We start from the raw sequence: 24,491 nt of genomic DNA, 5'->3' as shown, positions 1-24,491 counted from the left end.
TTATCAAGATAAAGCTTGTGTAAACTCCCCATCCAATTAATGAATTGAATGGGGGTTCCAGATGTGGTCAATTGGTGGACGCTTGTTGAATTAAATCCTTTTAAAACAATTTCTTATCTATAATAAATGGACACCATCCCTGTCTTCCCCCGCATGATGCGGGGGTTTTTTTTGCCTGTCATTTCTCTCTAACATCATTGCCTTAAAATTCAATCACGCAGCACACTTATGCCGATGATAAACTTTAGCCATCTTGAGACCTAAAGGCCGCACCTATGAAGCGTGCGACCCGGCGAGGCATAGCATGGATTCTTCCTATGCAAAGTTAGTGAATCGGGCGGCGCTGGCGGCGACTACGTTGGCGACGTTGCTGTTAATCGTGAAAATTTTCGCCTGGTGGCATACCGGTTCAGTCAGTATGTTGGCGGCGTTAGTGGATTCATTGGTGGATATCGCCGCTTCACTCACCAATTTGCTGGTGGTGCGCTATTCACTGCAGCCGGCCGATGACGATCACACCTTCGGCCACGGTAAAGCCGAATCTCTGGCCGCGCTGGCGCAAAGCATGTTTATCTCCGGCTCGGCGCTGTTTCTGTTTCTCACCGGCATTCAGCATCTGGCCTCGCCCGAAACCTTACATGCGCCGCTGGTGGGCATTGTGGTGACGGTGATTGCGCTGTTTTCAACCCTGACGTTGGTTGCCTTCCAGCGCTGGGTGGTGCGACGCACGCGCAGCCAGGCGATTCGCGCAGACATGCTGCACTATCAATCTGACGTGGTGATGAACGGCGCAATATTGGTCGCCCTCGGTTTGAGCAGCTATGGTTTTGTACGGGCGGATGCGTTGTTCGCGCTCGGCATCGGCGTTTACATTCTCTATAACGCGTTGCGGATGGGTTATGACGCGGTACAGGCGCTGTTGGATCGTGTTTTGCCCGAGCATGAAACGCAGGAGATTATCAACGTGGTGACCAACTGGCCGGGCGTACGCGGCGCGCATGCATTACGCACGCGACAATCGGGCCCCACGCGTTTTATCCAGCTGCATCTGGAGATGGAAGATCAGCTGCCGCTGGTGCAGGCCCATCAGGTGGCCGATCAAATTGAGCAGGCGTTACTCAAGAGGTTTCCCGGCTCAGACGTCATCATTCATCAAGATCCCTGTTCTGTTGTGCCGAGCAATCAACATGGATTTTTTCAAGGTTAGCGACTTAAAATCATGCAATTACACAAAAAAAGTGACGTAACGCTAACAACTCTGTAAAAAATTAGCGAAAACTTGTCTGACCTGAATCAATTCAGCATCAAGCGTTTGATATACTATTTTGCAACTATTAAGCCATGCGATCGCGAGCTGGTCCACGCCGGACACATGGCAGGAATAATCCTTAGTTTTTGAACAATCCAGAGGTTGTCATGATCAAAAAAATCGGAGTACTGACCAGCGGCGGCGACGCCCCAGGCATGAACGCAGCCATTCGCGGAGTTGTACGTTCCGCGCTGAGTGAAGGACTGGAAGTTTTTGGTATTTACGACGGCTATCTGGGATTGTACGAAGATCGCATGATCAACCTTGACCGCTACAGCGTGTCAGACATGATCAACCGCGGCGGCACCTTCCTCGGTTCCGCCCGCTTCCCAGAATTCCGCAACGATGAAGTGCGCCAGACCGCGATTGATAACATGAAAAAGCGTGGTATTGATGCGCTGGTGGTTATCGGCGGTGATGGTTCCTACATGGGTGCTAAGCGCCTGACCGAAATGGGCTTCCCGTGCATCGGCCTGCCTGGCACCATTGATAACGACGTAGCAGGTACTGATTACACCATCGGTTATTTCACTGCGCTGGAAACCGTGGTTGAAGCGATTGACCGCCTGCGTGACACCTCATCTTCCCACCAGCGTATCTCCATCGTGGAAGTGATGGGCCGTTACTGCGGCGATTTAACCCTGGCGGCAGCGATTGCCGGTGGTTGCGAGTTCATCGTGCTGCCTGAAATCCCGTATACCCGTGAAGAGCTGGTTGCTGAAATCAAAGCCGGCATTGCCAAAGGTAAAAAGCACGCCATCGTGGCGATCACCGAGCACATCTGCGATATCGACGATCTGGCGCACTTCATCGAAGCTGAAACTAAACGCGAAACCCGCGCTACCGTTCTCGGTCACATTCAGCGTGGCGGCGCACCTTGTGCCTATGACCGCATTCTGGCCTCGCGCATGGGTTCCTACTCCATCGAGCTGCTACTACAAGGCTACGGCGGCCGCTGCGTCGGTATTCAGAACGAGAAGATGGTGCATCACGACATCATCGATGCGATTGAAAATATGAAGCGTCCATTCAAACGCGACTGGCTGGATACCGCGAAAAAACTCTACTGATTATTCAGCACCAAGGCGCGACGCGATTCGCGCCTTTTTTATGCCTGCTCATATTCCGTGCGGTTATAACAGCTTATTTTTAATTCTTTAATCCGTGGATAAGTTTGTGTCAGTCTTGTTCTATAACGACCTCGGGAGAGCAAGCAATGAATAAGTGGAGTATTGGTGTCACCCTGTTACTGGCTTCAACCAGTGTTCTGGCAAAGGATATTCAGCTGTTAAACGTCTCTTACGATCCAACCCGTGAGCTGTACGAGCAGTACAACAAAGCGTTTAGCGCGCATTACAAGCAGGAAACCGGCGACAACGTGGTGATTCGCCAGTCGCACGGCGGTTCAGGTAAACAAGCAACCTCAGTGATCAATGGCATCCGAGCTGATGTGGTTACGCTGGCGCTGCAATCTGATGTCGATGCTATTGCTGACCGTGGTCGTATCAATAAAGACTGGATTAAACGCCTGCCGGACAACTCCGCACCCTACACCTCAACCATCGTGTTCCTGGTGCGCAAAGGCAACCCGAAAGGCATTCATGATTGGCCAGATCTGATCAAACCGGGCGTTTCCGTCATCACGCCAAACCCGAAAACGTCAGGCGGCGCGCGCTGGAATTATCTGGCTGCATGGGGCTGGGCGCTGGATCAAAACAACGGCGATCAAGCCAAAGCGCTGGCTTACGTGAAATCGCTGTTTAAGAACGTAGAAGTGCAGGATTCCGGCGCACGTGGTGCCACTAACACCTTCGTGGAACGCGGCATTGGCGATGTGCTGATAGCGTGGGAAAACGAAGCCTATCTGGCGGTAAATAAGCTGGGTAAAGACAAGTTTGAGATCGTCACCCCAAGCGAATCGATTCTGGCGGAGCCAACGGTTTCGGTAGTGGATAAAGTGGTCGACGAGCAGGGCACCCGCAAAGTAGCCGAAGATTACCTCAAGTATCTCTACTCGCCGGAAGGTCAGACTATCGCGGCGGAGAATTTCTATCGTCCACGTGATAAAGCCGTTGCGGAGAAATTTGCCAATAAATTCGCCCCGGTAAAACTGTTCACTATCGACAACAAGTTTGGTGGCTGGACGCAAGCCCAGAAAACCCACTTCGCCGATGGCGGCAGCTACGACCAGGTGATGAAGCCATAACGTACATTGTCAGGTCGCCATTTATGGCGACCTTTTTACATACGATTACGCCTCTTGCGTCGCTAACCGCCGACCGGCACGCTGCGCCACCAGCGGCAACAATGCCTGACGTACCAGATAGCCATCTGGATCCAGCCCCCAACCTAAAGCCGCAGCGGCATCGACAATCGCTTTATCCCATTCCAGTTTTTTCCGTCCGTCACCCGCAGTGGTAATCACCACTTCACACGCATGATCGGGTGCCTGATAGCGACGCCAGCTGCCTGCCGGCACGGAAATCACCGAACGCTCCGGCGCTGTCATCGTCACTTCTTCACCATCACGATTGAAGGTCACAGTAAGCGTGCCTTTAAACACCATGATTACTTGCACCTGTGCGCAGCGATGCGTACCCATTTCACCCGCTTTTGGCAAAGCCAGCCACTCTACCGAGAAGCCGTGTGGCGTGTTGATGGGCGGAGCGACCTGACGATCCTGATTGATGCCATAGCCGATGACGGGCGCCATACGCGCACCGTGACCTGGCAACATGGCATCCAGCAGCGCGTGTTCGCTCCAGGCGCGCTGCTCACCGGTGACGGCAAACTGCGCCATCTGCTCGGGCGTAAAATGCTGTAACTGCGCCATCTCCGCCTCGGGCAGCGGCGGCATACGCTCTGCAACCGGCGGGATCGCCGCGCCGGTTGAGGTATCGATCAGCATGTTATTGGGGCTGAGATAGAGTCCATACTCCGCCGCCGCCGACATCACATCGGGATGCCAGATAATGCCGCCGGTGTTATCGCCGCCCAGCACGGTAAATACCCAGCCATCGGTATCGGTAGCCGACACATTGGTGAAGCCACGGAAAATCCATGTTGGCAGGCTGACAATCGCCGGAGCGTCGAGCTCCAGCGACTCTTCGCCTTTATTTCCCCAGCGGAAACGCCAGCGGCCTTCATGGATCAGGAAGACTTCGGCAGTGAAATGCAGATGCAGATTATTGGTCACGCCTTTTGGCATCGCCGCCGCGCCAATATTAAAACCGTGCGCTTCAGGAATATTGATCACCTGCTCAGACGACTGCGTCACGCCCGGCCCGATAAACGAGTAATTCTGCTTGAGATGCGAACCCGGCAGTTTGCAGTCGATAAACGCCAGATTGCACGACACCATATCTTGCGGCGCGATCAGGCGCGCACGTGCTGCTGTAGCGGACAACGTTTGCTGTTTCATCTTCTTCTCCTCAATAACCCGAACCAGAACGAACAGGCAACGCCTCACCGCGCGCGGTGGCGACAGCGTGGCGTGCGGTATGCGTTAGCTGCATCACATCATTGGCGGGGGTCACCAACTGAAAGCCCTGTGCGATGCGCTGTGCGGCGGCTTCTCCGCTGGTACAAAAAATCCCGGCCAGTTTGTGGCGGGCGCGGGTGCGGCTCAGCACCCGTTCAATGGCATTTAACATCTCAGGATGCTGCGATTCGGCGCTGGCCTGGCCGGTGAGCGTAAGGGACAGATCGTTGGGGCCGATAAAGACGCCGTCCAATCCCTCGACCTCGAGAATGGCATCAAGATTGGCCAACCCTGCGCGTGTTTCAATCATCGCCAGCGTCAGAATTTGCTGGTTAGCATGCTGCGGATAATCTTTGCCGCCATACAGCAGCGCACGCGCTGGACCAAACGAGCGCGAACCTTGCGGCGCATAGCGGCAGGCATCGACAAACTGCTGCGCTTCGGCGGCATCGTTGATCATCGGGCAGATAATGCCGTAGGCGCCGGCATCCAGCATGCGCATAATCTGCGCCGGCTCGTTGTGCGAGACGCGCACCAGCGGCGTCGCGGGTGTGGAGGATAGCGCCTGCAACATGCTGAGTGCGGCGGCGAAATCGATCAGGCCATGTTGCAGGTCAACGGTGACGGCATCAAAGCCCTGATGTCCGGCAATCTCGGCGCTGTAGCTGCTGGGGATCGCCAGCCAGCCGTTAATAATCGGTCCGCGGCGTTGTTTTAAAGGGTTGATACGCATAATTCACTCCTCTTAATCCAGGTTTGCAGCGCGCGGGCACAGGCTTGCGGCTGCTCCAGCAGCAGAAAGTGTCCGCACTGTTCAAGCGTGATGTGGCGTGCGGCGGGAGCCGCTTTGACAAGCAGGTGATGGTGTTCGGGGGTGCAGATGGCGTCGCTGTCGCCGTTGAGGATCAACAGCGGTGCCTGCAGCGCCGGTAAGGTATGCCGTAAATCGCGACGTTGTATGGCGATGGCGGTCTGTTGACGAAAGCGCTCAACGCTGCTGCGTTCTGCCATCGTCACCAGCGCGCCAAGCAGCTCGCGATCCGCCAGCCGCGATGCATGCACATAGCGCGGCCAGAGTTGCTCAATCACCGATCGCATACCGTTTTTCGCAGCTCGATCAAGCAAGGCAATACGTCCCGCAGCGTTGACCGGCGCATCCGCCAACGGATTCACCGCCAGCAGCGCGAGGCCCGCGATGCGTTGCGCGGCTTGCGCCTGCATCTCCAGTGCCACCAGCGCACCCAGCGAGAATCCCACCAGTAAAAAGCGCGCCGGCAAGTCAGTCAGCAGTTGCGCCGCGAGCTGTTCGGCGCTGTCAGCACCGCTCATCTCGGGAATGATCATCGGCTGCTGCGGTAGATGGCGGCAAAGCGGTTGCCACAACGCGCCGTCGCACAAGGTACCGCCCAGTAACACCAAAGGCAGTGACATGATTAGCCCTCCGCCACAGGACGGGCATTCACCATCCGCATCACATGGCGCACCAGCAGCAGCGACAGCAATGAAATAATGCCAATCACCATAAAGCCCTGCTGCATCGCGAAGTAGTATTTGATGTAGCCGACCAGCACCGGGCCAAAGAAAATCCCAGCGGAGTAGATGCTTTGATATAGCCCAACGCGAGTGGATTGCTGCCAGGCAGGCGTGCGGGTGACGATCAGCGAATTCAGCACGGTGGAGATCATGCCGAAGGCACAGCCCGCCAGCGCCTGCAAGCCATACAGCAGCCAGATATTGGGCGCGTAAGGCATGGCTATCGCTACGGCCCCTTGCAGCACGCCGCCGATAATTGCCGTGTTGCGTAAGCCCAGCAGGCGATAGAAGAAGGGCGCGCACAGCGCGGTGGCCAGCGCATAGAAGAACAGATGGATGCCGCTTAGCGTCGCCAGCGAAGCGGCCGCCATGCCAAAGCCTTCTGCCAGTAGCGGCGTCAGCGTGTCGCGCGTGGCAAATGGCACCATCATCACCAGTGCACAGAGTCCGCCGAGATACCACACCGAAGGATCACGCAGCTGAGTGCGAACCGCAGAGAGACGTTGCGCCGTGGGCATCGCTTCCGGGCGTTTTTCACGGATAAAGAACGTTAGCAAAAAAGCCAGCAGCGCGGCAGCGGACGCCACCAAAAAGCTCGATTCGGCACCGAAATGACGGGCAATAAATCCCGCCACCGAAATCCCGATAAAAGTGCCTACCGGCGAGGTGACGCTCAGCATGGCGATCGCGGCGGCGGCTTCCAGCGGCGGGAAGTAAGCCACGAACATCACGTTATACACCACCCACGTCGCGCTGGTGACGCCATCGGCGAGCTTGGCGATAAACAGTGTTTCCGGTGTCGGCCAAAGGTAAACCACCGGCCAGGCGATAAGCGTAAACAACAAGCCAATCTGGATAATGCGTTTGCGGCGGCGAAAGCGGTCCGACAGAATGCCGGTCGGAAAACGCAACAGCATCGAGGCCAATCCGGTCGCGCCGATGATGATTCCCATCACGCGCGCCTCGACATTCAGCGACATGATGTAGGGGGCGAGAAACGGATCAAAGGCGTGAATGCTGATAAAAAACAGCAAGCTAATAATGAAAAACAGCAGCACATCACGACGCAATAACGCTTTCATAATGAGTTCCTCAATAAGCCGTCCAGCCGCCATCCACCTTCAGCGCGCTGCCGGTGATCAACGCTGCGGCCGGTGATGCCAGAAACACCACCGGCCCCATCACATCTTCCAGCGTGCCAAGACGACCAATCTGAATGCGGCGCAGCGTCTGCTGGCGAAACGCTTCATCCGCCAGCGAGGCCTGCGACAGTTCGGTTTCGATAAAGGTGGGGCACAAGGTGTTGATGCGAATGCCGTCGCGTCCCAGCTCCAGCGCCATGGCACGCGTCAGCCCTTCCAGCGCCGCTTTTGATGCGCAGTAGACGCTGCGCTGCGGGCCGCCGACGTGCGCCATCTGCGAAGAGAGATGGATAATGCTGCCGCCGTGTCTGGCGGCCTGCATACCGGCTGCGACCTGCTGCGACAGGAAAAACGTGGCGCGCAGGTTGACGTCCATCACCGCATCAAAGTTGGCTTCGCTGACCTCGCTAAACGGCTGATGGCGCGCCAGCCCGGCGCTGTTGACCAGCACATGAAAGCTCGGCAAATCGTGCAGTGTCTGGCGCACCGCGTGCGTGTTGCAGACGTCGAGCGGCAGCGGATGCAATGTCAGGCCGGCGCTCGCCGCCTGCTGCAAGGCGTGCGCCAGGCGATCGGCGTCGCGCGCGGCAATCCACACCTGCGCTCCGGCGTCGGCCAGCGCGATAGCGGCGGCAAAACCGATACCGCGCGAGCCGCCGGTCACCAGCGCGCGCTGTCCATCCAGGCGAAATAAAGGGGTAGTCGGAACCATGCGCGCCTCCTTATTTCACCGTAACCGGCGCGGGTGCGGCGTAGGCCACTTCCTGCTGGCCGTAGCGGCGCACGCGGATGTTGGCCTGTTCGGCATGACCGGCAAAGCCCTCCAGCAGCGCCAGGCGCGAGCAGTAAGCGCCGATTTCTGCCGAAGCCGCATCGCTGGTGACGCGCTGCCAGGTGCAGGTTTTCATAAATTTGCCCACCCACAAGCCGCCGGTATAACGCGATGCACCCAGCGTGGGCAGCGTATGGTTGGTGCCGATCACCTTGTCGCCATAAGCCACATTGGTACGCGGCCCGAGAAACAGCGCGCCGTAATTGCGCATGTTCTGGTGATACCAGTCATCGCGATCGGTCATCACCTGCACGTGTTCAGAAGCGATGCGGTTGGCTTCTGCCAGCATCTCGTCGTGATCGGCACAGAGAATGATTTCGCCATAGTCGTGCCAGGCTTGTTGCGCCACATCGGCGGTAGGCAGTTGCAGCAACAGCTGGTGAATATAGCGCTCGGTCTCCTGCGCCAGCTGGCGCGAGCAGGTCAGCAGAATCGCGGGTGAGGTGGGGCCATGTTCCGCCTGGCCGAGCAGATCGGTTGCGCAGAGTTCACCGTCAACGCTGTCATCGGCGATCACTAGCGTTTCGGTCGGGCCAGCGAACAGGTCGATGCCAACGCGGCCAAATAGCTGGCGTTTGGCTTCGGCCACCCACGCGTTGCCCGGCCCGACTAACATATCGACCGGCGCAATCCGCTCAGTACCAATCGCCATGGCGCCCACCGCCTGAATGCCGCCGAGCGCATAGATCTCGTCGGCGCCGGCCATCGACTGCGCCGCAACAATGGCTGCAGCCGGTTTACCGTGAAACGGCGGGGCGCAGCTCACGATGCGATCGCAGCCTGCGACTTTGGCGGTAATGATCGACATATGCGCCGAAGCCAGCAGCGGGTATTTACCGCCCGGCACGTAACAGCCGACATTGCTGATGGGAATGTTGCGATGGCCAAGTATCACGCCCGGACGCGTTTCAATCGCCAAATCGGTCAGGCAATTTTTTTGCGCCTGAGCGAAGTTATGCACCTGCTCCTGAGCGAATTCGATGTCGCGAATATCTTGTTTGGTCAGCTGTTGCAGGCAGGCATTAATCTCCTGCGGCGTTAAGCGGAAATCATCGCGGGCAAAGCCATCGAACTTAATCGAGAGTTCGCGCACCGCGTCATCGCCGCGCGCTCCAATTTGCGCCAGCACTGCTTCCACATCGCTGCGTACGCGCTGTTGCTGCTGTTGGCGTTCTGCTTTCGCTGCCGCCTGTTTTAACCAGATTGCCATGCTCTTTTCCTCATCATTGATTGCTGTTAATCAGGTTTGCATACGTATGCAAAGAGCGTAAAGAGGCTGAAAGGGGAAAAGATGAAAAGTGAGAATGTGCGCAGTTTTTTCAAATTGCAGGCAGCAGAAAGCCCCGCAGAACGGGGATTAACATGATGAATTTTCTGGTTTTACAGTCGCTCTATCGCCAAAGCGAGCGCCAGCAATGCTTCTTCATCAGGCGCTGGATAGAGCAGTTCAAGCCCCAGCGGCAAACCGTTAGCCAGTTGACCAAACGGCAACGTTACGGCGGGTAAGCCGCTGATGGCCGCCAGCTCCGGCGCCCAGCCCGGCGGCATCTTCTCCAGTGAAATCGGAGTGCGCTGGCTGGTGGGATAAATCAGCGCATCCAGCCGCTGATCCTGCATCTGCTGTTGCAGTTGCTGACGCAAATGGCGTTGAAAACGGCGTTGCTCGCGCCATGCGGCACACACCAGCGCGCTGCGCGTGAGGTGTAATTGCAGCAGTTCATCGAACTCGGCGAGATGTTCGCCTCGTGCCAGCAGATCCGAAAGCGAAGCAGGCGCATGGTCCATTTTGCTTAGCCAGCGGGACATCGCCGGATGGAATTCGCGCAGGCTGAGACAAGGTTCCTGCGCCACGCGCGATGATAGCGGTAACCGCAGCGGAATTAGTGTGGCGCCCGCCCGCCGCAGACGAGAGAAAGCCTGTGCTAATGCCTGACGTTGCGCGTCATCATCGCCTGGCAGATCGCTAACCATGCCCAGCCGCACACCCCGCAAGGTTCGCTGCGCTAGCGGGCGCACCGGCAGCCCATGCGTTACCTGATGCAGCAGCGCCGCATCAGCCACGCACCATGTCATCGGCCCAACGGTGTCTTTGCTGAGCGAAAGCGGCGCGACGCCGCGCAGCTGGCGGCGGCGAAATGCCGGACGCAGTCCCACCAGACCGGTCCATGCCGCGGGAATGCGGATCGATCCGCCAGTATCGCTGCCGAGTGCCGCATCCGCCATACCGGCCACCACCGCCGCTGCGCTGCCGCCGCTTGAGCCACCGGCGGTCAGCTGTGGATTCAGGGGATTGCGCACATCGCCGCCGAGCGAACTGCGCGAACGTACGTCAAAGGCGAACTCAGACAGATTCGCTTTGGCGAGAATCAGCGCACCCGCAGTTCTCAGGCGTGCAATTACGCGCGCATCTTCACGTGGCTGTGCTTCGGCCAGCGCCCGGCAGCCGAGCGTGGTAGCCATGCCGATGCAATCAATATTATCTTTTATCACCAGCGGAATGCCGTGCAGCACGCCAACCGGCGCGCCGCTACGCCATAAGCGATCGCAGCGCTGTGCCTCTTTCATCACCTGGGGATTAATACTGATAATCGCGTTGAGCGCGCGGCCTGCGTTGATAGCGGCTAAGCGGCGTTCAACCTCTTCCGCACTGTTGCGCTGCGGTTGCAGGCGCGCGGCACTCATTTCACCGCATCCTGCGACAGCATGCCGCTCGCTTCACGTGCCGCTGGCGGCAACTGACGCTGCTGCACCCGTTTTGCCGCTAGCGGTGTTAACACGCCAGCGATCAGACACAAGCCACCAATCACCCAATAACCCGCGTAGACATTGACGTGTTGCAACAACACGCCCATCAACACCGGGCCGAAAAACATGCCGCACGAATAGATGGTTTGAAACAGACCCATCCGGGTGGTTTGTTCATGTTCCGAAGTGTTAACCACGCTCAAGGACATAAACACGGCAAACGCCATGCCAAAGGAAAAACCGGCCAGACCTTGCCACAGGTAAATCAGCCACATGTTGCTGGTCAAGGGGACGAAAATTGACGAGATGATTTGTAATCCGATGCCCACCAGCGCGGTGTTAACCAAGCCCAGCCGCTGATAAAACACGGAACTGCACAATGCCACGGCCACACCATAAAACAACAAGTGGATATTACTCAGCACTGCCAGCGTGCCCGCCTTGGCACCTAACTGCTGAGCGTATATGGGCGTGAGCGTGTCGCGAGTGGCAAACGGGACCAAAATCACCACCGTCGCCAGCAGCCCAATAAACCAAATTGAGCGGTCCGCTAACTGGCGTTTAGCGCTGTCGATACAGGCTTTGAGGTGCGGCGCTTTGTGGCTATCTTCCTCTTCACGAACGCGCAGGCTGAGAAGCAGCGCCAGGCAACCGGCAATCGCTGGCACAAAAAACGCCTGCGTACTGCCCAGCCATAGGGCAACGGCACCGCAAATGGCATTGCTAATAAATACGCCAATCGGCCCGGCCAATGCCAACAGCGCCACCGCAGCCGGCGCGTCGTCACGACGAAAATAGCGAATGAAAATGATGTTGTAGAGCACCCAACTCGCGGCAGCGATTCCGCAGGCCAGCTTGGCCAGCCAGAATGTCAGCGCAGCGGGGAACATCCACGCCAGCGGCCAGGCAATCACCGGCAGCAGCAGGGCGAACTGCATAAACACTTTGCGATTTTTCATCACGTCAGAGATGACGCTGAGCGGAAAACGGATACACAGCGACGCCAAACCAGAGGCGCCCATGATCATGCCGATGGTTTGCGGTTCAATGCCTAATCTCACCATGTAAGGCGCCATGAAGGCATCGAAGCCGTGAATGCAGATAAAAAACAGCACGCTCATGGTGAAAAACGTCAACAGCTCGGGACGGCTAAACAGTGCTCGAAACATGTTAAACCTCTTATCAACACAGATAAGTGACTAAAAACGCGGGTTTCATCCTGAGTCCGGGTCGGTTATGTTGCATGCATTGAATACGTATTCAACGGCCGAAGTTACGAAATGATTTCATGTTTGTAAAGTGCGTGCTTGGCAATGTGAAAAAAAAGTTATTGAGTGTTGCATACGCATGCAAAAAAGGTGTAAGAGTAAAAAACACACACCGAAGCAGGTGAGTCCGGTTGATGAAATTGGCTACAATGCCCGGCAGTCACCCGTGCATCAGTGTGCTAAACAGGAAGATAACACCATGAAACGTAAGACCTTCGGTCCAGTGACCTCACAACACGTTGCGCAGCACGCCGGCGTTTCACAGTCTGCGGTATCGCGTACCTTCACGCCGGGCGCCAGTATTTCACCGGCCACGCGTGAAAAGGTGCTGCAGTCCGCCCGTGAGTTGGGTTATCGACCCAACGCGTTGGCGCGATCGCTGAACACCGCACGTTCGCGCATCGTTGGTGTGGTGATCTCCTGTTTCGATAATCCGTTTTATCCCCATGTGCTGGAAGCGCTGGGGCGTGAACTGGATGCGCTTAACTACCATCTGCTGCTGTTCGTCAGCGATCGGGATAGCAATGTTGACCGCATTTTCGATCAGATCATGCAGTACCGCGTGGATGGCATTGTGCTGGCATCCGGCGCGTTATCCGATGCCTTATCCGAAGAGTGCCACGGCGCGGGCATTCCGGTGGTGCTGTTCAACCGCACCGCCGAAAGCGAAATGGCGTCAAGCGTGAATACCGATAACCGTGCCGCCGCACGTCAGATCGCCGAATTTCTGTTGGCAGGCGAACATCAACGCTTTGCCTGCATTACCGGCGCGGACAACGCTTCGGTAAATCAGCTACGGCTGGACGGTTTTCGCGAAGCATTGCGCGCGCGCAACATCGACGTCACGGTGTTAGCGGGTCAAAACGACAGCGAGCAAACCGCACAGGCGGCGCGTCAATTGTTCAGCAGCGGCACGCCGCCCGATGCGGTGTTTGCCGTCAACGATCATATGGCGCTGACGGTTATGGATGTGGCGCGTTACGAGTTTGGTCTGCGCATTCCGCAGGATGTGTCGGTGGTGGGTTATGACGATGTTGGTCCAGCGGGCTGGCCTTCGTATGCGCTGACGTCTATCTGTCAGCCGGTTGAAGTGATGGTGCAACGCACCATTGGCCTGCTAATGCAGCAAATCGACAGCGCGGTGATGGCACCCGAGCAAATTGTTATTCCCGGCACGTTGGTAGTACGCCACTCCGCGCGGCGTCCGCGTCACGGCGTGGTAGAAGAGAACGGCCAGCTGCTATTTCGTTCAGAGGAGGTTGAGTAATGCGATTGCCGGGTTTCAGTCCCCAGTTTGATTCTATTCAGCAGTTTATTCTGACGTTAACCCACGTGGTATGGGAGCAGAAGGATATCGGGCAGCTGGCTGATTTCTACGCCACGCCGGTGGTATTTCACACGCCGGAAAAGCGCCTGACCGAACTCAGCGATTTCATGCGTTTGACGCTGGAAGCGTTACATTGCTTCCCGCAGCGTCAGGTGCTGACCGAAGATATTCTCACCGCGCGTGAAGGCGATACCTGTTGGTACGCCTCGCAGCGCACGCAGGCACGTATTCAGCATCTGGGCGAAGGCTTCTTTGGCGCGCCGAGTGGCAAAACGGTTTGGGTACGTACTTTCGCCGATCGTATTTGTCGTGATGGGCTGGTGGAGCAAGAGTGGCTGCTGCAGGATCGCGCGGGCATTCTTGCGCAGATTGGTACCAACGTGGCGGAGTTTGCCCAGCATCTAACGCAGATGCGCCAGCAACAAGGGCTGGAGATGCCCGCGCCCGAAGAGCTGGAAGCGCGTTGGGCTGGCGGCCCGGATGGCGATGATGCCGAAGGAACCATCGCGGGTTTGATTGAGCGCTATCTCAGCATGTGGGCCGGCGGCAACAGCGGTGTGGTGCCAGGTGTTTATCATCCCGCCGCCACCTTGCACGGACCGGGCCACAGCAGCTTTACCGGCGAGCAGGAGATTGGCAGCTTCCTTTCCGGCTATCGCGCCTCATTCGCTGACAGCGAAACGCAGCTGCATCATTTGGTGGTGCGCCGCGATGCCAACGAACCGGTGCGCATCAGCCTGCGCTGGTCACTGTTGAGCTGGCATGACGGCTACGGAAAGTTTGGTCCGCCGTCGCGCAAGCCAGTGTGTATTTCCGGTATTTCTCATTTGGAATTACGTGATGGCGTCATCATGCGGGAATATTTAGGTATTGATGAACTCTCAATCTGGTTACAGCTACTCAGCTGATTAATCAGCACTTTTAAATAACGCATCACGTCACGGTAATTAATCCCTTAATTACCGACGGCGTTCTGCACCCTGAATTCAGCCGGGTGAATCGGCAGCGCTTGATTGCGAGGACCGCGCTCACCCTTAATTCGTCAAAAGCAGGAGTGTTTATGTCTACAACGGATACGGCTAATAAAGCCACCGCCAGTGAAAAGAGCGCAGAAAAAACCTCAGCACGCACCCAGGCCGAACCGGTTTTGCAGGTTGAGCGACGAGATTTTGTCGATCTGGTTCCAGAAAACCGTGCGCGGGTGCAGCCAATGCGCGGTTTCGATCCCTGCTATACCGATATCGTTGATTACATTGTGCGTTGTACCCACAAGATCTGGGATGAGCGCGATGTCGGGCTGATCTACAGCCATTACACCCATAACTGCGTGTTATACAACGCATTGGGCACCATTTATACCCGTGAACAAGTGGTGCTCGATACCTTGCAACGTTTGGTCGCCTTCCCGGAACGCCGCGGCATGGCAACGCAGGTGATTTGGAACGGCAACGACGTGGACGGCTTCTACACCTCGCATCTGGTCACCGGTAGCGGCCGCCATACACAATCAAGCCAATACGGTAAACCCACCAACCGCACCTTCACCACGCGCACCGTGGCGGACTGCATGATTCTGGAAAACAAGATTTACCGCGAATGGGTGGTGAGCGACAACATGTCGCTGATGCGTCAATTGGGGCTGGATACCGACCAGATCGCGTACAACATGGCGAAAGAGCAGTTTGATAAGGGTTTCCGACTGACGGAGATTGGCGAAAACCGTCGTCTGCTCGGCCAGTATCCGCCGGAAAGCGATCCGGATTACACGCTGGCGCACAGTGATACCGAAGCTCAGGTGCTGGGCTGGCTGCACGAGATTTACAACAAACGCATGCTGGGCAAAGTGAAAGAGGTTTACGCCAGCAATGTGCAGTGGCACGGCCCACTGATGAAAGAGTTATATGGTCAGGCATCGGTGATCCATCAGACGCTGGCGCTGATCGGCATGATCCCAGACGGCGCATGGATGCCGCAGCATATCTGCTCCAATCCATGTGAAGAGGGCGGCACCAAAGTGGCGGTGCGCTGGGTAATGGAAGGGCATCATCTTGGCTACGGCGAGTTGGGTAAACCAACGGGACAGCGTCTGCTGGTGATGGGTATGAGCCACTATCACGTGGTGAACGGCAAAATTGTTGATGAATGGGTGGTTTACGATCACCTGGCGATGCTGGCGCAGATCAAATTGGGACAACTGGCGGAGACGGAAGCATGAGCAAACAACGCGTGCAGTTTATCAAGCAAGCCGCGGGCGAAGATGCGCAGGCGGATGCCAGCCTGATCGCCACCGTGAGCGACATTATTAGCAACGTGCGTCAGCGCGGAGACGCGGCACTGCGTGATTATTCGCAGAAATTTGATGGTGTCGCGCCGGAGCAACTGGAAGTTTCGGCAGCAGAGATCGAGCAGGCGCTGGCGCAACTCGCCGATCAAACCCGCCAGGACAGTGAGTTTGCTATTGCCCAGGTGCGCCGCTTCGCCGAAGCGCAGCGCGCCACCTTGCAGCCACTGGAGATTGAGACGTTGCCGGGCGTTCATCTGGGGCATCGCATCATCCCGATTGAAACCGTGGGCTGCTATGTGCCGGGCGGACGCTATCCGATCCTCTCCGCGCCGGTGATGTCTATCGTGCCAGCGGTGGTGGCGGGCTGCGATAACATCATCGCCTGTCTGCCGCCGGGCGCTCATCCGGCAATGATTGCAATTTGCCACTTGGCCGGAGCGCACCGCATTTTCAAAGTTGGTGGTGCGCAGGCCATTGCCGCGATGGCATACGGCACCGCATCGCTGCCGGCGGTGGACAAGATCGTCGGGCCGGGCAACGCTTTCGTCAATGAGGCGAAGCGTCAGGTATTTGGCAAAGTGGGTATTGATGCGTTGGCGGGGCCGAGCGAAATCTTTATCGTCGCCGATGACAGTGCTGATCCGCGCGTGCTGGCAGCGGATCTACTGGCGCAGGCGGAGCATGACGTGCGCACGCGTGTTGGGCTGGCCACCACCAGCGAGCGCGTGGCGCATGCAACATTGCGGGAAATTGAGGCGCAGCTGGCATCCTTGCCGACGGCGAAAACGGCTGGTGAGGCGTGGCAGCGTCAGGGCGAAATTGTTCTCTGTGCCGACGAGGATGCGATGGTGGCGTACACCGATGAGATCGCCACTGAGCATCTGCAAATCCATGCGCGCGATCCCCATGCGCTGGCGGCGCGCATCCGCAATTACGGATCGCTGTTTATCGGGCAAAACGCCAGCGTGGTGTTTTCTGATAAATGCTGCGGCACCAACCACACGCTGCCCACCATGGCGGCGGCACGTTACACCGGCGGATTGTGGGTCGGTGCGTATCTGAAAACCTGCACGCATCAATGGATTGACGATCAGGGCATCGCCGCCATCGCTGCTCCTGCGGTGCGCCAGAGCCGTACCGAAGGGATGCAGGCGCATCGTCGTGCAGCGCAGATTCGTTTGCAGCCAGAAAAACTCGACGCCATCCTGCGTGGCGCGGAGGATTAGTCCGTGACTTTCATCACCTGCCAGGCGAGGATGCTGGCAGGTGATGAACAGAGGAATCGGGCTATGCAGGGCAGTCGTCGTACCCTGAAGTTACTTACCGCTTTATTGGTGCTGTTGATTGTCGGACTGATCGCCGGCGCCATCCATTTCCATAAAAACGCCAACGCCTTATGGCAGATCATCAGCGAAAAGTGCGTGCCGAATATGGCGGCGACGGGCAACCCAGCGCCATGCCAGCAGGTGAATAGCGCGCAGGGTTACGTCACGCTGAAAGATCTCAACGGGCCGTTGCAGTATCTGCTGATGCCGATCGAAAAAATCACCGGCATGGAAAGTCCCATCATTCTTGAACCTGCTACACCAAATCTGTTTGCCGAAGCCTGGCAACAGCGCGGATTACTGGCGCAAAGGCACGGCGCGCCGATTCCCGATAGCGCGCTGTCGCTGGCCATCAATGCGCAATACGGGCGTACGCAGAATCAGCTGCATATTCATATTTCCTGTCTGCGTCCGGATGTGCGCCAGCAGCTGGATGCGCTGGCACCGAGACTGAATGCGCAGTGGCAGAGTGAAACGCTGCGCAAGCATGGTTATCTGGTGCGGGCGCTTTCTAAGCAAGAGCTGGCGCAGCAGAGTGCGTTTATCCGTCTGGCGGATGAAGTGCCGCATGCGCGCAGCGAGATGGGGAAATATGGCCTGGCGCTGGCACAGCTGCCGGATGGCCGTTTAGCGCTGCTGGCGCTGGAACGTAACTGGCTGAAGCTGAACAGCGGTTCGGCGGAAGAGCTGCAGGATCATAACTGCAGCATATTGCCGCAATAACCCTTTTTTCGTAGGGACGCAATTAATAGCGGCCAATAAAAAAGGCGGCTAATCAGCCGCCTTAATCTGCATCTAAACGCTAAGTTACGCGTTTTTCGCTGCTGCTGCCGCTTTCACGATTACCGCAAAAGCATCCGCTTTCAGTGAAGCACCGCCAACCAGCGCGCCATCGATATCTGGCTGGGTGAACAGCTCAGCGGCGTTTTTGTCGTTGACCGAACCGCCGTACTGAATGATCACTTGCTGAGCGATAGCCGCATCTTTCTTCGCGATATGGTCACGAATGAATTTATGCACCGCCTGAGCCTGCGCTGGCGTAGCAGATTTGCCGGTACCGATAGCCCAAACCGGCTCATAAGCGATGACTGCGCCTTCGAACGCCGCGGCGCCCTGCGTTTCCAGCACGGCGTCGATCTGACGTGCGCACACTTCTTCCGTTTTGCCCGCTTCGTTTTCTGCGTCAGTTTCACCGATGCACAGAACCGGCACCAGACCCGCTTCTTTCACTACGGCAAATTTCTTCGCGATGAACTCGTCGCTCTCTTTGTGGTAGGTGCGGCGCTCAGAGTGGCCGATGATGATGTATTTCGCGCCAACGTCTTTCAACATGTCTGCGGAAGTTTCGCCAGTGAATGCGCCAGACAGATTAACGTCAACGTTCTGAGCACCCAGAGCAATGTGGCTACCGGAAATGGCGTGTTTTGCCAGGTCCAGATAGATGGCTGGCGGTGCAATCGCGACGCCACAACCATCAACACCAGACAGCTCTTTGCGCAGGCCTTCAATCAGCTCTTTGGTGATCTGCTTGCTACCGTTCAGTTTCCAGTTACCCATAACCAGTGGATGTCGCATTCTTTCCTCCGCATAACGCGATTCATGAAATAGCGCTGCCATCGGGCAGCGATGTCTGCGAGACAGTATAGAGATCAAATGTGTTGCTGGCTTTGCTTTTCGTCATTTTTGCCGGTGCGATCAGGGCGTCGCGAGCGCCAGTTTTATCGGTTCAACGGCGAAGGTCAAACCCTTGTCGCCGTTGTCTGCCACCACGAAACGCAATGCACCTTCGGTGCGGGCAAAATAGCGCGCACCTTTACCGGCGCTCAGCAGGGAATCGAGTTTTTTACGCCCCTCTTCAGGCGACAAGCCGGGAATGAAGAAGCGCAGCAGGGCGGTCATGTAATCCATGGCGCGAGCCTGCGCGGCTTTCATATCGGGGCCGGGAACCGGCAGCCAGGTGATTTGCAGGGTTTTGATTTTGCCGGTGCCTTGCTCCAGTGCGGTTGAGGCATACAGCGTTTCGCTGATTTTGCTGGCGGCACGCGTCAGATTGCTTTTATCGCCGCGACTATCAATCGCGCGATACTCCTGCAGCAATGCATTGGGATTAGCAGCGTTGTACTTCTCACGGAACTGAGCAACGGTCATATCGAACGTCGGCGCACCCGCGAGCAGATAGGGCGCTGCAGGCAGATGATCGCTACGATCCAACGCGGCTGCATCGTCCGCCCAGGCGGGAAATGTCAGTGCGAGGCCAAGCAGCAGCGCGACTGGCAGGTTGTTCATTGCTTCGGCCCTAAATCATTCACTTAGCCCACGATTAGAACGGTTTTTACCGGGCAAAGTCAAAACCCACACTGGGAAAAATCTCAGATTATTCGCTCCGCGCCGATTACCAGTAATGCTCGCTGGTCATGTGGCCGGGTTTGCGTTTGAAATGTTTGCGCATCTCACGCGTATCTTTCAGCAGCTGCTGGGTATCGCGCACCATCTGTGGATTGCCGCACAGCATCACATGGCTGGTTTCTGCCGTCAGCGGCAAGCCAACCGCACGCTCCAGTTCTCCGCTTTCAATCAACTGCGGTACGCGGCCGTGCAGCGAACCGGCGATCTCTTCGCGGCTCACCACCGTTTGGATGTGTAACTTGCCCTGATAGCGCTGCTGCAACGCCTGCATCAAGGGCAGGAAGCTCAGATCGTCGGCGAAGCGCGCGGCGTGTACCAGCACAATATTGTCGAAACGATCCAGATCTTCGCCCTGTTGCAGAATCGATAAATAGGGGCCGATCGCCGTGCCGGTCGCCAGCATCCACAGCGTTTGGCAATCTGGAATTTCGTCGAGCACAAAGAAACCCGCCGCCTCTTTAGTGATCATCACCTGCTCGCCGGGCTGCAGCGCCTGCAAACGCGGGCTCAGTTTGCCTTCCGGCACCGTGACCAGATAAAACTCCAGCAGCGGATCCTGCGGCGCGTTGACGTACGAATAGGCACGCTGCACGCGCTCACCGTCAATCTCCAGAGCCAGCTTGGCAAATTGTCCCGCGGTAAAGGTATCAATCGGCGCTGCAACGCGCAGGCTGAACAGTGCGTCGGTCCAGTTTTTTACCTCTTTCACTTCAGCATTGATCCACTCAGCCATGCTCACTCCTTAGTGTTGAATATTCAGGCACATGATTATCATCGTTATCCATCCGATAAATTTCCAGCCCGGTACCCTGTAAAGGGCTCTCAGCGACAAACGCAGCGCACAGATCAGCAACTGTAGCGGGCGGTTTACAATCTGGACAAACAGCTTGACGGCTTGAGACATACAGCTTTGCCCGCGCCTCTCGATTTGTCACTGAATCCTGATATTTTTGCCGCCATAAATCCGAGGCGGCCTTTTTTGTGCTGCTTATTCTTTGTTTCTCAGGCAGACATTTTGTTCCATGTTGATAAGTAAAACGCAAAATCGCTTTCTGTTATTCATGCTGATCGTGCTGGTGGCGGTTGGGCAGATGGCGCAAACCATCTATGTGCCAGCCATGGCCCACATGGCCGAAACGCTCAATGTGCGCAGCGGGGCGATCCAGCAGGTGATGGCCGCCTACCTGATGACCTACGGCGGATCGCAGTTGATCTATGGCCCGCTGTCGGACAGTTTTGGCCGACGTCCGGTGATCCTGATTGGCATGACGATCTTTGCCGTCGGCGCGTTGATCGCCATGTTCGCGCCCTCGTTGGAGATTCTGGTGCTGGGCAGCGCGGTACAAGGTTTAGGTACCGGCGTGGCGGGCGTGATGGCGCGCACCATGCCGCGCGATCTCTACGCCGGCATCGCACTGCGCCAGGCGAACAGCTTGCTGAATATGGGCATTCTGGTCAGCCCGCTGCTGGCTCCGGTGATTGGGGCGCTGCTGACGCATCTGTTTGGCTGGCACGCCTGTTTCGCCTTCCTGCTGCTGCTGTGCGTCGGCGTCACCGCGTCAATGGCGCGCTGGCTGCCTGAAACGCGTCCAGCGGATACGCCCGCCACGCCATTCCTGCGCCGTTATGCCACTTTGCTGAGCGACGGCAACTTTGTGCGGTACCTGCTGCTACTGATTGGCGCGCTGGCGGGCATCGCAGTGTTTGAAGCCAGCTGTGGCGTGCTGATGGGCGGCGTGTTGGGGCTGGATGGATTAACCGTCAGCATCCTGTTTATCCTGCCGATTCCGGCGGCGTTCTTTGGTGCCTGGTTTGCCGGACGTGAGCAGAAATCCTGGCACACGCTGATGTGGTACGGCGTGAACAGCTGCCTGTTAGCGGGCTTGCTGATGTGGATTCCGGCCTGGTTTGGCGTGATGAACATCTGGACGTTGCTGGTGCCGGCTGCGCTGTTCTTCTTTGGCGCGGGCATGCTGTTTCCGCTGGCAACCTCGGGCGCGATGGAGCCGTATGCGTGGCTGGCGGGCAGCGCGGGTGCGTTAATCGGAGGCTTGCAGAACCTCGGTTCCGGCGTGGTGGCGTGGCTTTCTGCGCTGTTACCGCAGCACGATCAATCCAGCCTTGGCATGCTGATGTTTGTGACGTCGCTGGTGATGCTGCTGTGCTGGTGGCCGCTCTCACGTCATCCGGAGAGCGGTAAGCAGGCGATTACAGGATAAATTGATGCAGCGCCGCGTCTTTGCGATCCAGATAGTGGATTGACTGGATGCGGCGAATGGTGCGCGATTTACCGCGCACCAGCAGGGTTTCGCTGGTGGCGATGTTGCCGTTACGCGTGATGCCTTTCAATAAATCGCCGGTGGTGATGCCGGTGGCCGCGAAGATAACGTTATCGTTGCGCGCCATCTGATCCAGCTTCAGTACCTGACCCGCTTCAATGCCCATCTCGGCGCAGCGTTGCAGTTCATTCTCGCCCAGACGACGATTCTCTTCGCTATCCCCTTTCACATGGTGACGCGCCAGCAGGCGTGCCTGCATGTCGCCGTCCATCGCACGGATCACGGCCGCCGACACCACACCTTCCGGCGCGCCGCCGATGCCGTACATCACATCCACTTCGCTATCCGGCATACAGGTCAGAATCGAGGCTGCAACATCGCCATCCGGGAAGGAGAACACGCGCACGCCGAGCTGCTGCAGCTGGGCAATCACCGCATCGTGGCGGGGCTTGGCCAGAATCGATACCGTTAACTGGCTGAGCGGTTTGCCCAATGCCAGCGCGATGTTTTTCAGGTTGATATCAAGCGGCAGATTGAGGTCGATGGCGCCACGTGCGCCCGGTCCAACAATCAGCTTTTCCATGTACATATCAGGTGCGTGCAGGAAGCTGCCCTTATCACCAACCGCCAGCACCGCCAGCGCATTGGCCTGGCCCATGGCCGTCATGCGTGTGCCTTCAATCGGATCGACCGCGATATCCACCGCGTCGCCACGGCCGGTACCGACTTTCTCACCGATATACAGCATCGGCGCTTCGTCGATTTCGCCTTCGCCAATCACAATCTGGCCGTCGATATCAATAGTGTTGAGCATAATGCGCATGGCGTGAACGGCTGCGCCGTCGGCCGCATTTTTATCGCCGCGTCCTAACCAGTGATAGCCCGCCAGAGCGGCGGCTTCAGTCACGCGGGAAAATTCAATCGCGAGTTCTCGTTTCATGGTGGCACCTGACAAAAAACAGGCAGGCAGTTTAACACAGCGGAGAAGCGTGGCAGGGGAAAAACCCGCGGCAGGGCACCGCGGGTCAGCAGGATGTTACTCTTCGTCTTCCCACGCTTTGGCGCGAGCGACGGCTTTCTTCCAGCCGGCGTAACGGACGTTACGTTCGGTGGTTTCGATGCTTGGGCGGAACTCACGCTCAATCACCGCTTTAGCGCGGACTTCTTCCAGGTCGCCCCAGAAGCCAACGGCCAGGCCAGCCAGATATGCCGCACCCAGCGCTGTAACTTCACGCACTTCCGGACGCTCAACGCGCGTGCCGAGAATGTCAGACTGGAACTGCATCAGGAAGTTGTTGGCGACTGCACCACCATCCACGCGCAGTGACTGCAGGCGGGTGCCAGCATCGTTCTGCATCGCTTCCAGTACATCGCGCGTCTGGTACGCAATCGACTCCAGCGTGGCACGGATGATGTGGTTAGCGTTCGCACCGCGCGTCAGACCGAAAATCGCGCCGCGTGCATACGGGTCCCAATATGGCGCGCCCAAACCGGTGAAGGCCGGCACCATATATACGCCGTTAGTGTCTTTCACTTTCAACGCGAAGTATTCAGAGTCGGTTGAATCACTGATCAGCTTCATCTCATCGCGCAGCCACTGAATCGACGCACCACCGATAAACACCGCACCTTCCAGCGCATAGTTCACTTCGCCGCGTGGGCCGCAAGCGATGGTGGTCAGCAGGCCGTGCGTAGACGTCACGGCTTCGGTGCCGGTGTTCATCAACATAAAGCAGCCGGTGCCGTAAGTGTTTTTCGCCATACCCGGTTGTACGCACAGCTGGCCATACAGCGCCGCTTGCTGGTCACCGGCGATTCCGGCGATAGGAATACGCGTACCGCCTTTACCACCAATGTTGGTCTGGCCGTACACTTCGGAAGAACCTTTCACTTCTGGCAGCATTTCACGCGGGATATCGAGGATCTCCAGCATGCGCTCATCCCACTCCAGCTTGTGGATGTTGTACATCATGGTACGTGAGGCGTTGGTGTGATCGGTGACGTGCACACGTCCCTGCGTCATTTTCCAAATCAGCCAGGTATCAACGGTACCGAACAGCAGTTCGCCGCGTTTTGCACGCTCACGTGCGCCTTCAACGTGGTCAAGAATCCACTTCACTTTGGTGCCGGAGAAGTACGGGTTAATCACCAAACCGGTGGTGTGCTGGATGTACTCTTCCAGACCCTCTTTCTTCAGTTTGTTACAGTAATCTGCGGTGCGCGGATCCTGCCAGACGATGGCGTTGTAAACCGGTTTGCCGGTCTCTTTATCCCACACGATGGCGGTTTCACGCTGGTTGGTGATACCAATCGCCGCGATTTGATCGGAGTTAATATCGGCGTGCGCCAGCACTTCCACCAGCGTCGAGCTTTGTGACGCCCAGATATCCATTGGGTCATGTTCAACCCAACCCGCTTTCGGATAGATCTGGGTAAATTCGCGCTGAGAAACCGCAACGATGTTGGCATCATGATCAAGCACCACGGCGCGTGAGCTGGTTGTGCCCTGATCGAGTGCAACGATATATTTTTTATCAGTAGTCATTGTGCTGTCCTGATG

The 24,491-nt window shown here is 57.1% G+C and carries 22 protein-coding genes; 9 read left to right on the top strand and 13 right to left on the bottom strand.

Features of this window, described 5'->3' with window-relative positions:
- Positions 1 to 304 precede the first annotated feature (304 nt).
- The 3 genes from fieF to ACYAC5_RS18860 all read left to right on the top strand — a co-directional run bounded on the left by fieF (position 305) and on the right by ACYAC5_RS18860 (position 3,515).
- A complete protein-coding gene (fieF, locus tag ACYAC5_RS18870; RefSeq protein ID WP_110868197.1) occupies positions 305 to 1,207 on the top strand; it encodes a CDF family cation-efflux transporter FieF in 903 nt (300 codons plus the stop codon).
- Between the two features lie 209 nt (positions 1,208 to 1,416).
- Positions 1,417 to 2,379: a 6-phosphofructokinase gene (gene pfkA, locus ACYAC5_RS18865; RefSeq protein WP_101760662.1), complete on the top strand. Its 963-nt coding sequence runs from the start codon at positions 1,417 to 1,419 to the stop codon at positions 2,377 to 2,379.
- Between the two features lie 146 nt (positions 2,380 to 2,525).
- Positions 2,526 to 3,515: a sulfate ABC transporter substrate-binding protein gene (locus ACYAC5_RS18860; RefSeq protein WP_101760661.1), complete on the top strand. Its 990-nt coding sequence runs from the start codon at positions 2,526 to 2,528 to the stop codon at positions 3,513 to 3,515.
- Between the two features lie 45 nt (positions 3,516 to 3,560).
- On the opposite strand, the gene ACYAC5_RS18855 is transcribed toward ACYAC5_RS18860, so the two are convergent.
- From ACYAC5_RS18855 to ACYAC5_RS18820, 8 genes are all read right to left on the bottom strand, one after another.
- Entirely contained in the window at positions 3,561 to 4,730 is a 1,170-nt protein-coding gene (locus ACYAC5_RS18855; RefSeq protein WP_309832613.1) for a cupin domain-containing protein, read from the bottom strand.
- 10 nt (positions 4,731 to 4,740) lie between these two features.
- Positions 4,741 to 5,523: an HpcH/HpaI aldolase family protein gene (locus ACYAC5_RS18850; protein WP_309832615.1), complete on the bottom strand. Its 783-nt coding sequence runs from the start codon at positions 5,521 to 5,523 to the stop codon at positions 4,741 to 4,743.
- Positions 5,505 to 6,221 (bottom strand): alpha/beta fold hydrolase, encoded by a 717-nt coding sequence (locus tag ACYAC5_RS18845; protein ID WP_192415324.1) that lies wholly within the window; start codon positions 6,219 to 6,221, stop codon positions 5,505 to 5,507. The genes ACYAC5_RS18850 and ACYAC5_RS18845 overlap by 19 nt, the downstream gene beginning before the upstream one ends.
- Before the next feature lie 2 nt (positions 6,222 to 6,223).
- On the bottom strand, positions 6,224 to 7,405 hold the full coding sequence (locus ACYAC5_RS18840) for an MFS transporter (RefSeq protein WP_158238591.1): 1,182 nt from the start codon (positions 7,403 to 7,405) through the stop codon (positions 6,224 to 6,226).
- A 10-nt stretch (positions 7,406 to 7,415) separates the two neighbouring features.
- Entirely contained in the window at positions 7,416 to 8,177 is a 762-nt protein-coding gene (locus tag ACYAC5_RS18835; RefSeq protein WP_280172213.1) for an SDR family NAD(P)-dependent oxidoreductase, read from the bottom strand.
- A 10-nt stretch (positions 8,178 to 8,187) separates the two neighbouring features.
- Entirely contained in the window at positions 8,188 to 9,507 is a 1,320-nt protein-coding gene (gene hisD / locus ACYAC5_RS18830) for a histidinol dehydrogenase (RefSeq protein ID WP_137386759.1), read from the bottom strand.
- 170 nt (positions 9,508 to 9,677) lie between these two features.
- On the bottom strand, positions 9,678 to 10,979 hold the full coding sequence (locus ACYAC5_RS18825; RefSeq protein WP_309832622.1) for an amidase: 1,302 nt from the start codon (positions 10,977 to 10,979) through the stop codon (positions 9,678 to 9,680).
- Complete coding sequence (locus ACYAC5_RS18820) at positions 10,976 to 12,211, bottom strand: MFS transporter (protein ID WP_462062089.1); 1,236 nt, start codon at positions 12,209 to 12,211, stop codon at positions 10,976 to 10,978. The genes ACYAC5_RS18825 and ACYAC5_RS18820 overlap by 4 nt, the downstream gene beginning before the upstream one ends.
- Positions 12,212 to 12,509: 298 nt before the next feature.
- Between ACYAC5_RS18820 and ACYAC5_RS18815 the strand changes: the two genes are divergently transcribed.
- The 5 genes from ACYAC5_RS18815 (at position 12,510) to ACYAC5_RS18795 (ending at position 17,969) form a co-directional block, all read left to right on the top strand.
- Positions 12,510 to 13,577, top strand: a complete 1,068-nt coding sequence (locus tag ACYAC5_RS18815) for a LacI family DNA-binding transcriptional regulator (RefSeq protein WP_192415331.1) — start codon at positions 12,510 to 12,512, stop codon at positions 13,575 to 13,577.
- Positions 13,577 to 14,545 carry a nuclear transport factor 2 family protein gene (locus tag ACYAC5_RS18810; RefSeq protein WP_110868187.1) on the top strand — a complete coding sequence of 323 codons (969 nt, stop codon included), beginning with the start codon at positions 13,577 to 13,579 and terminating at the stop codon, positions 14,543 to 14,545. Before ACYAC5_RS18815 ends, ACYAC5_RS18810 begins: the two co-directional genes overlap by 1 nt.
- A gap of 152 nt (positions 14,546 to 14,697) precedes the next feature.
- The gene (locus ACYAC5_RS18805; protein ID WP_110868186.1) at positions 14,698 to 15,852 is read left to right on the top strand and encodes a nuclear transport factor 2 family protein; all 1,155 of its coding nucleotides are present in this window, start codon (positions 14,698 to 14,700) and stop codon (positions 15,850 to 15,852) included.
- Positions 15,849 to 17,147, top strand: coding sequence for a histidinol dehydrogenase (hisD, locus tag ACYAC5_RS18800; protein WP_101760649.1), 1,299 nt, complete (start codon positions 15,849 to 15,851; stop codon positions 17,145 to 17,147). The genes ACYAC5_RS18805 and hisD (ACYAC5_RS18800) overlap by 4 nt, the downstream gene beginning before the upstream one ends.
- Positions 17,148 to 17,210: 63 nt before the next feature.
- The gene (locus ACYAC5_RS18795) at positions 17,211 to 17,969 is read left to right on the top strand and encodes a CDP-diacylglycerol diphosphatase (protein WP_271461490.1); all 759 of its coding nucleotides are present in this window, start codon (positions 17,211 to 17,213) and stop codon (positions 17,967 to 17,969) included.
- An 84-nt stretch (positions 17,970 to 18,053) separates the two neighbouring features.
- Here ACYAC5_RS18795 and tpiA read toward each other — a convergent pair whose 3' ends face one another.
- The 3 genes from tpiA to fpr form a co-directional block, all read right to left on the bottom strand.
- The gene (gene tpiA, locus ACYAC5_RS18790; RefSeq protein ID WP_008109693.1) at positions 18,054 to 18,821 is read right to left on the bottom strand and encodes a triose-phosphate isomerase; all 768 of its coding nucleotides are present in this window, start codon (positions 18,819 to 18,821) and stop codon (positions 18,054 to 18,056) included.
- A gap of 120 nt (positions 18,822 to 18,941) precedes the next feature.
- The gene (locus ACYAC5_RS18785; protein WP_192237041.1) at positions 18,942 to 19,532 is read right to left on the bottom strand and encodes a YiiQ family protein; all 591 of its coding nucleotides are present in this window, start codon (positions 19,530 to 19,532) and stop codon (positions 18,942 to 18,944) included.
- Positions 19,533 to 19,638: 106 nt separating this feature from the next.
- Positions 19,639 to 20,385, bottom strand: coding sequence for a ferredoxin--NADP(+) reductase (gene fpr, locus ACYAC5_RS18780; RefSeq protein WP_110868182.1), 747 nt, complete (start codon positions 20,383 to 20,385; stop codon positions 19,639 to 19,641).
- A 289-nt stretch (positions 20,386 to 20,674) separates the two neighbouring features.
- Between fpr and emrD the strand changes: the two genes are divergently transcribed.
- Positions 20,675 to 21,871: a multidrug efflux MFS transporter EmrD gene (gene emrD, locus ACYAC5_RS18775; RefSeq protein WP_462062088.1), complete on the top strand. Its 1,197-nt coding sequence runs from the start codon at positions 20,675 to 20,677 to the stop codon at positions 21,869 to 21,871.
- Here emrD and glpX read toward each other — a convergent pair.
- Entirely contained in the window at positions 21,861 to 22,871 is a 1,011-nt protein-coding gene (gene glpX, locus ACYAC5_RS18770) for a class II fructose-bisphosphatase (protein WP_462062087.1), read from the bottom strand. The genes emrD and glpX overlap by 11 nt on opposite strands.
- 96 nt (positions 22,872 to 22,967) lie before the next feature.
- Entirely contained in the window at positions 22,968 to 24,476 is a 1,509-nt protein-coding gene (gene glpK, locus ACYAC5_RS18765; protein WP_110868179.1) for a glycerol kinase GlpK, read from the bottom strand.
- Positions 24,477 to 24,491 lie beyond the last annotated feature (15 nt).

This window comes from Pantoea sp. y20, from assembly GCF_054903455.1.
Note: the sequence above shows the minus strand (reverse complement) of the source record. Positions and strands in the feature narration are given on the sequence as shown.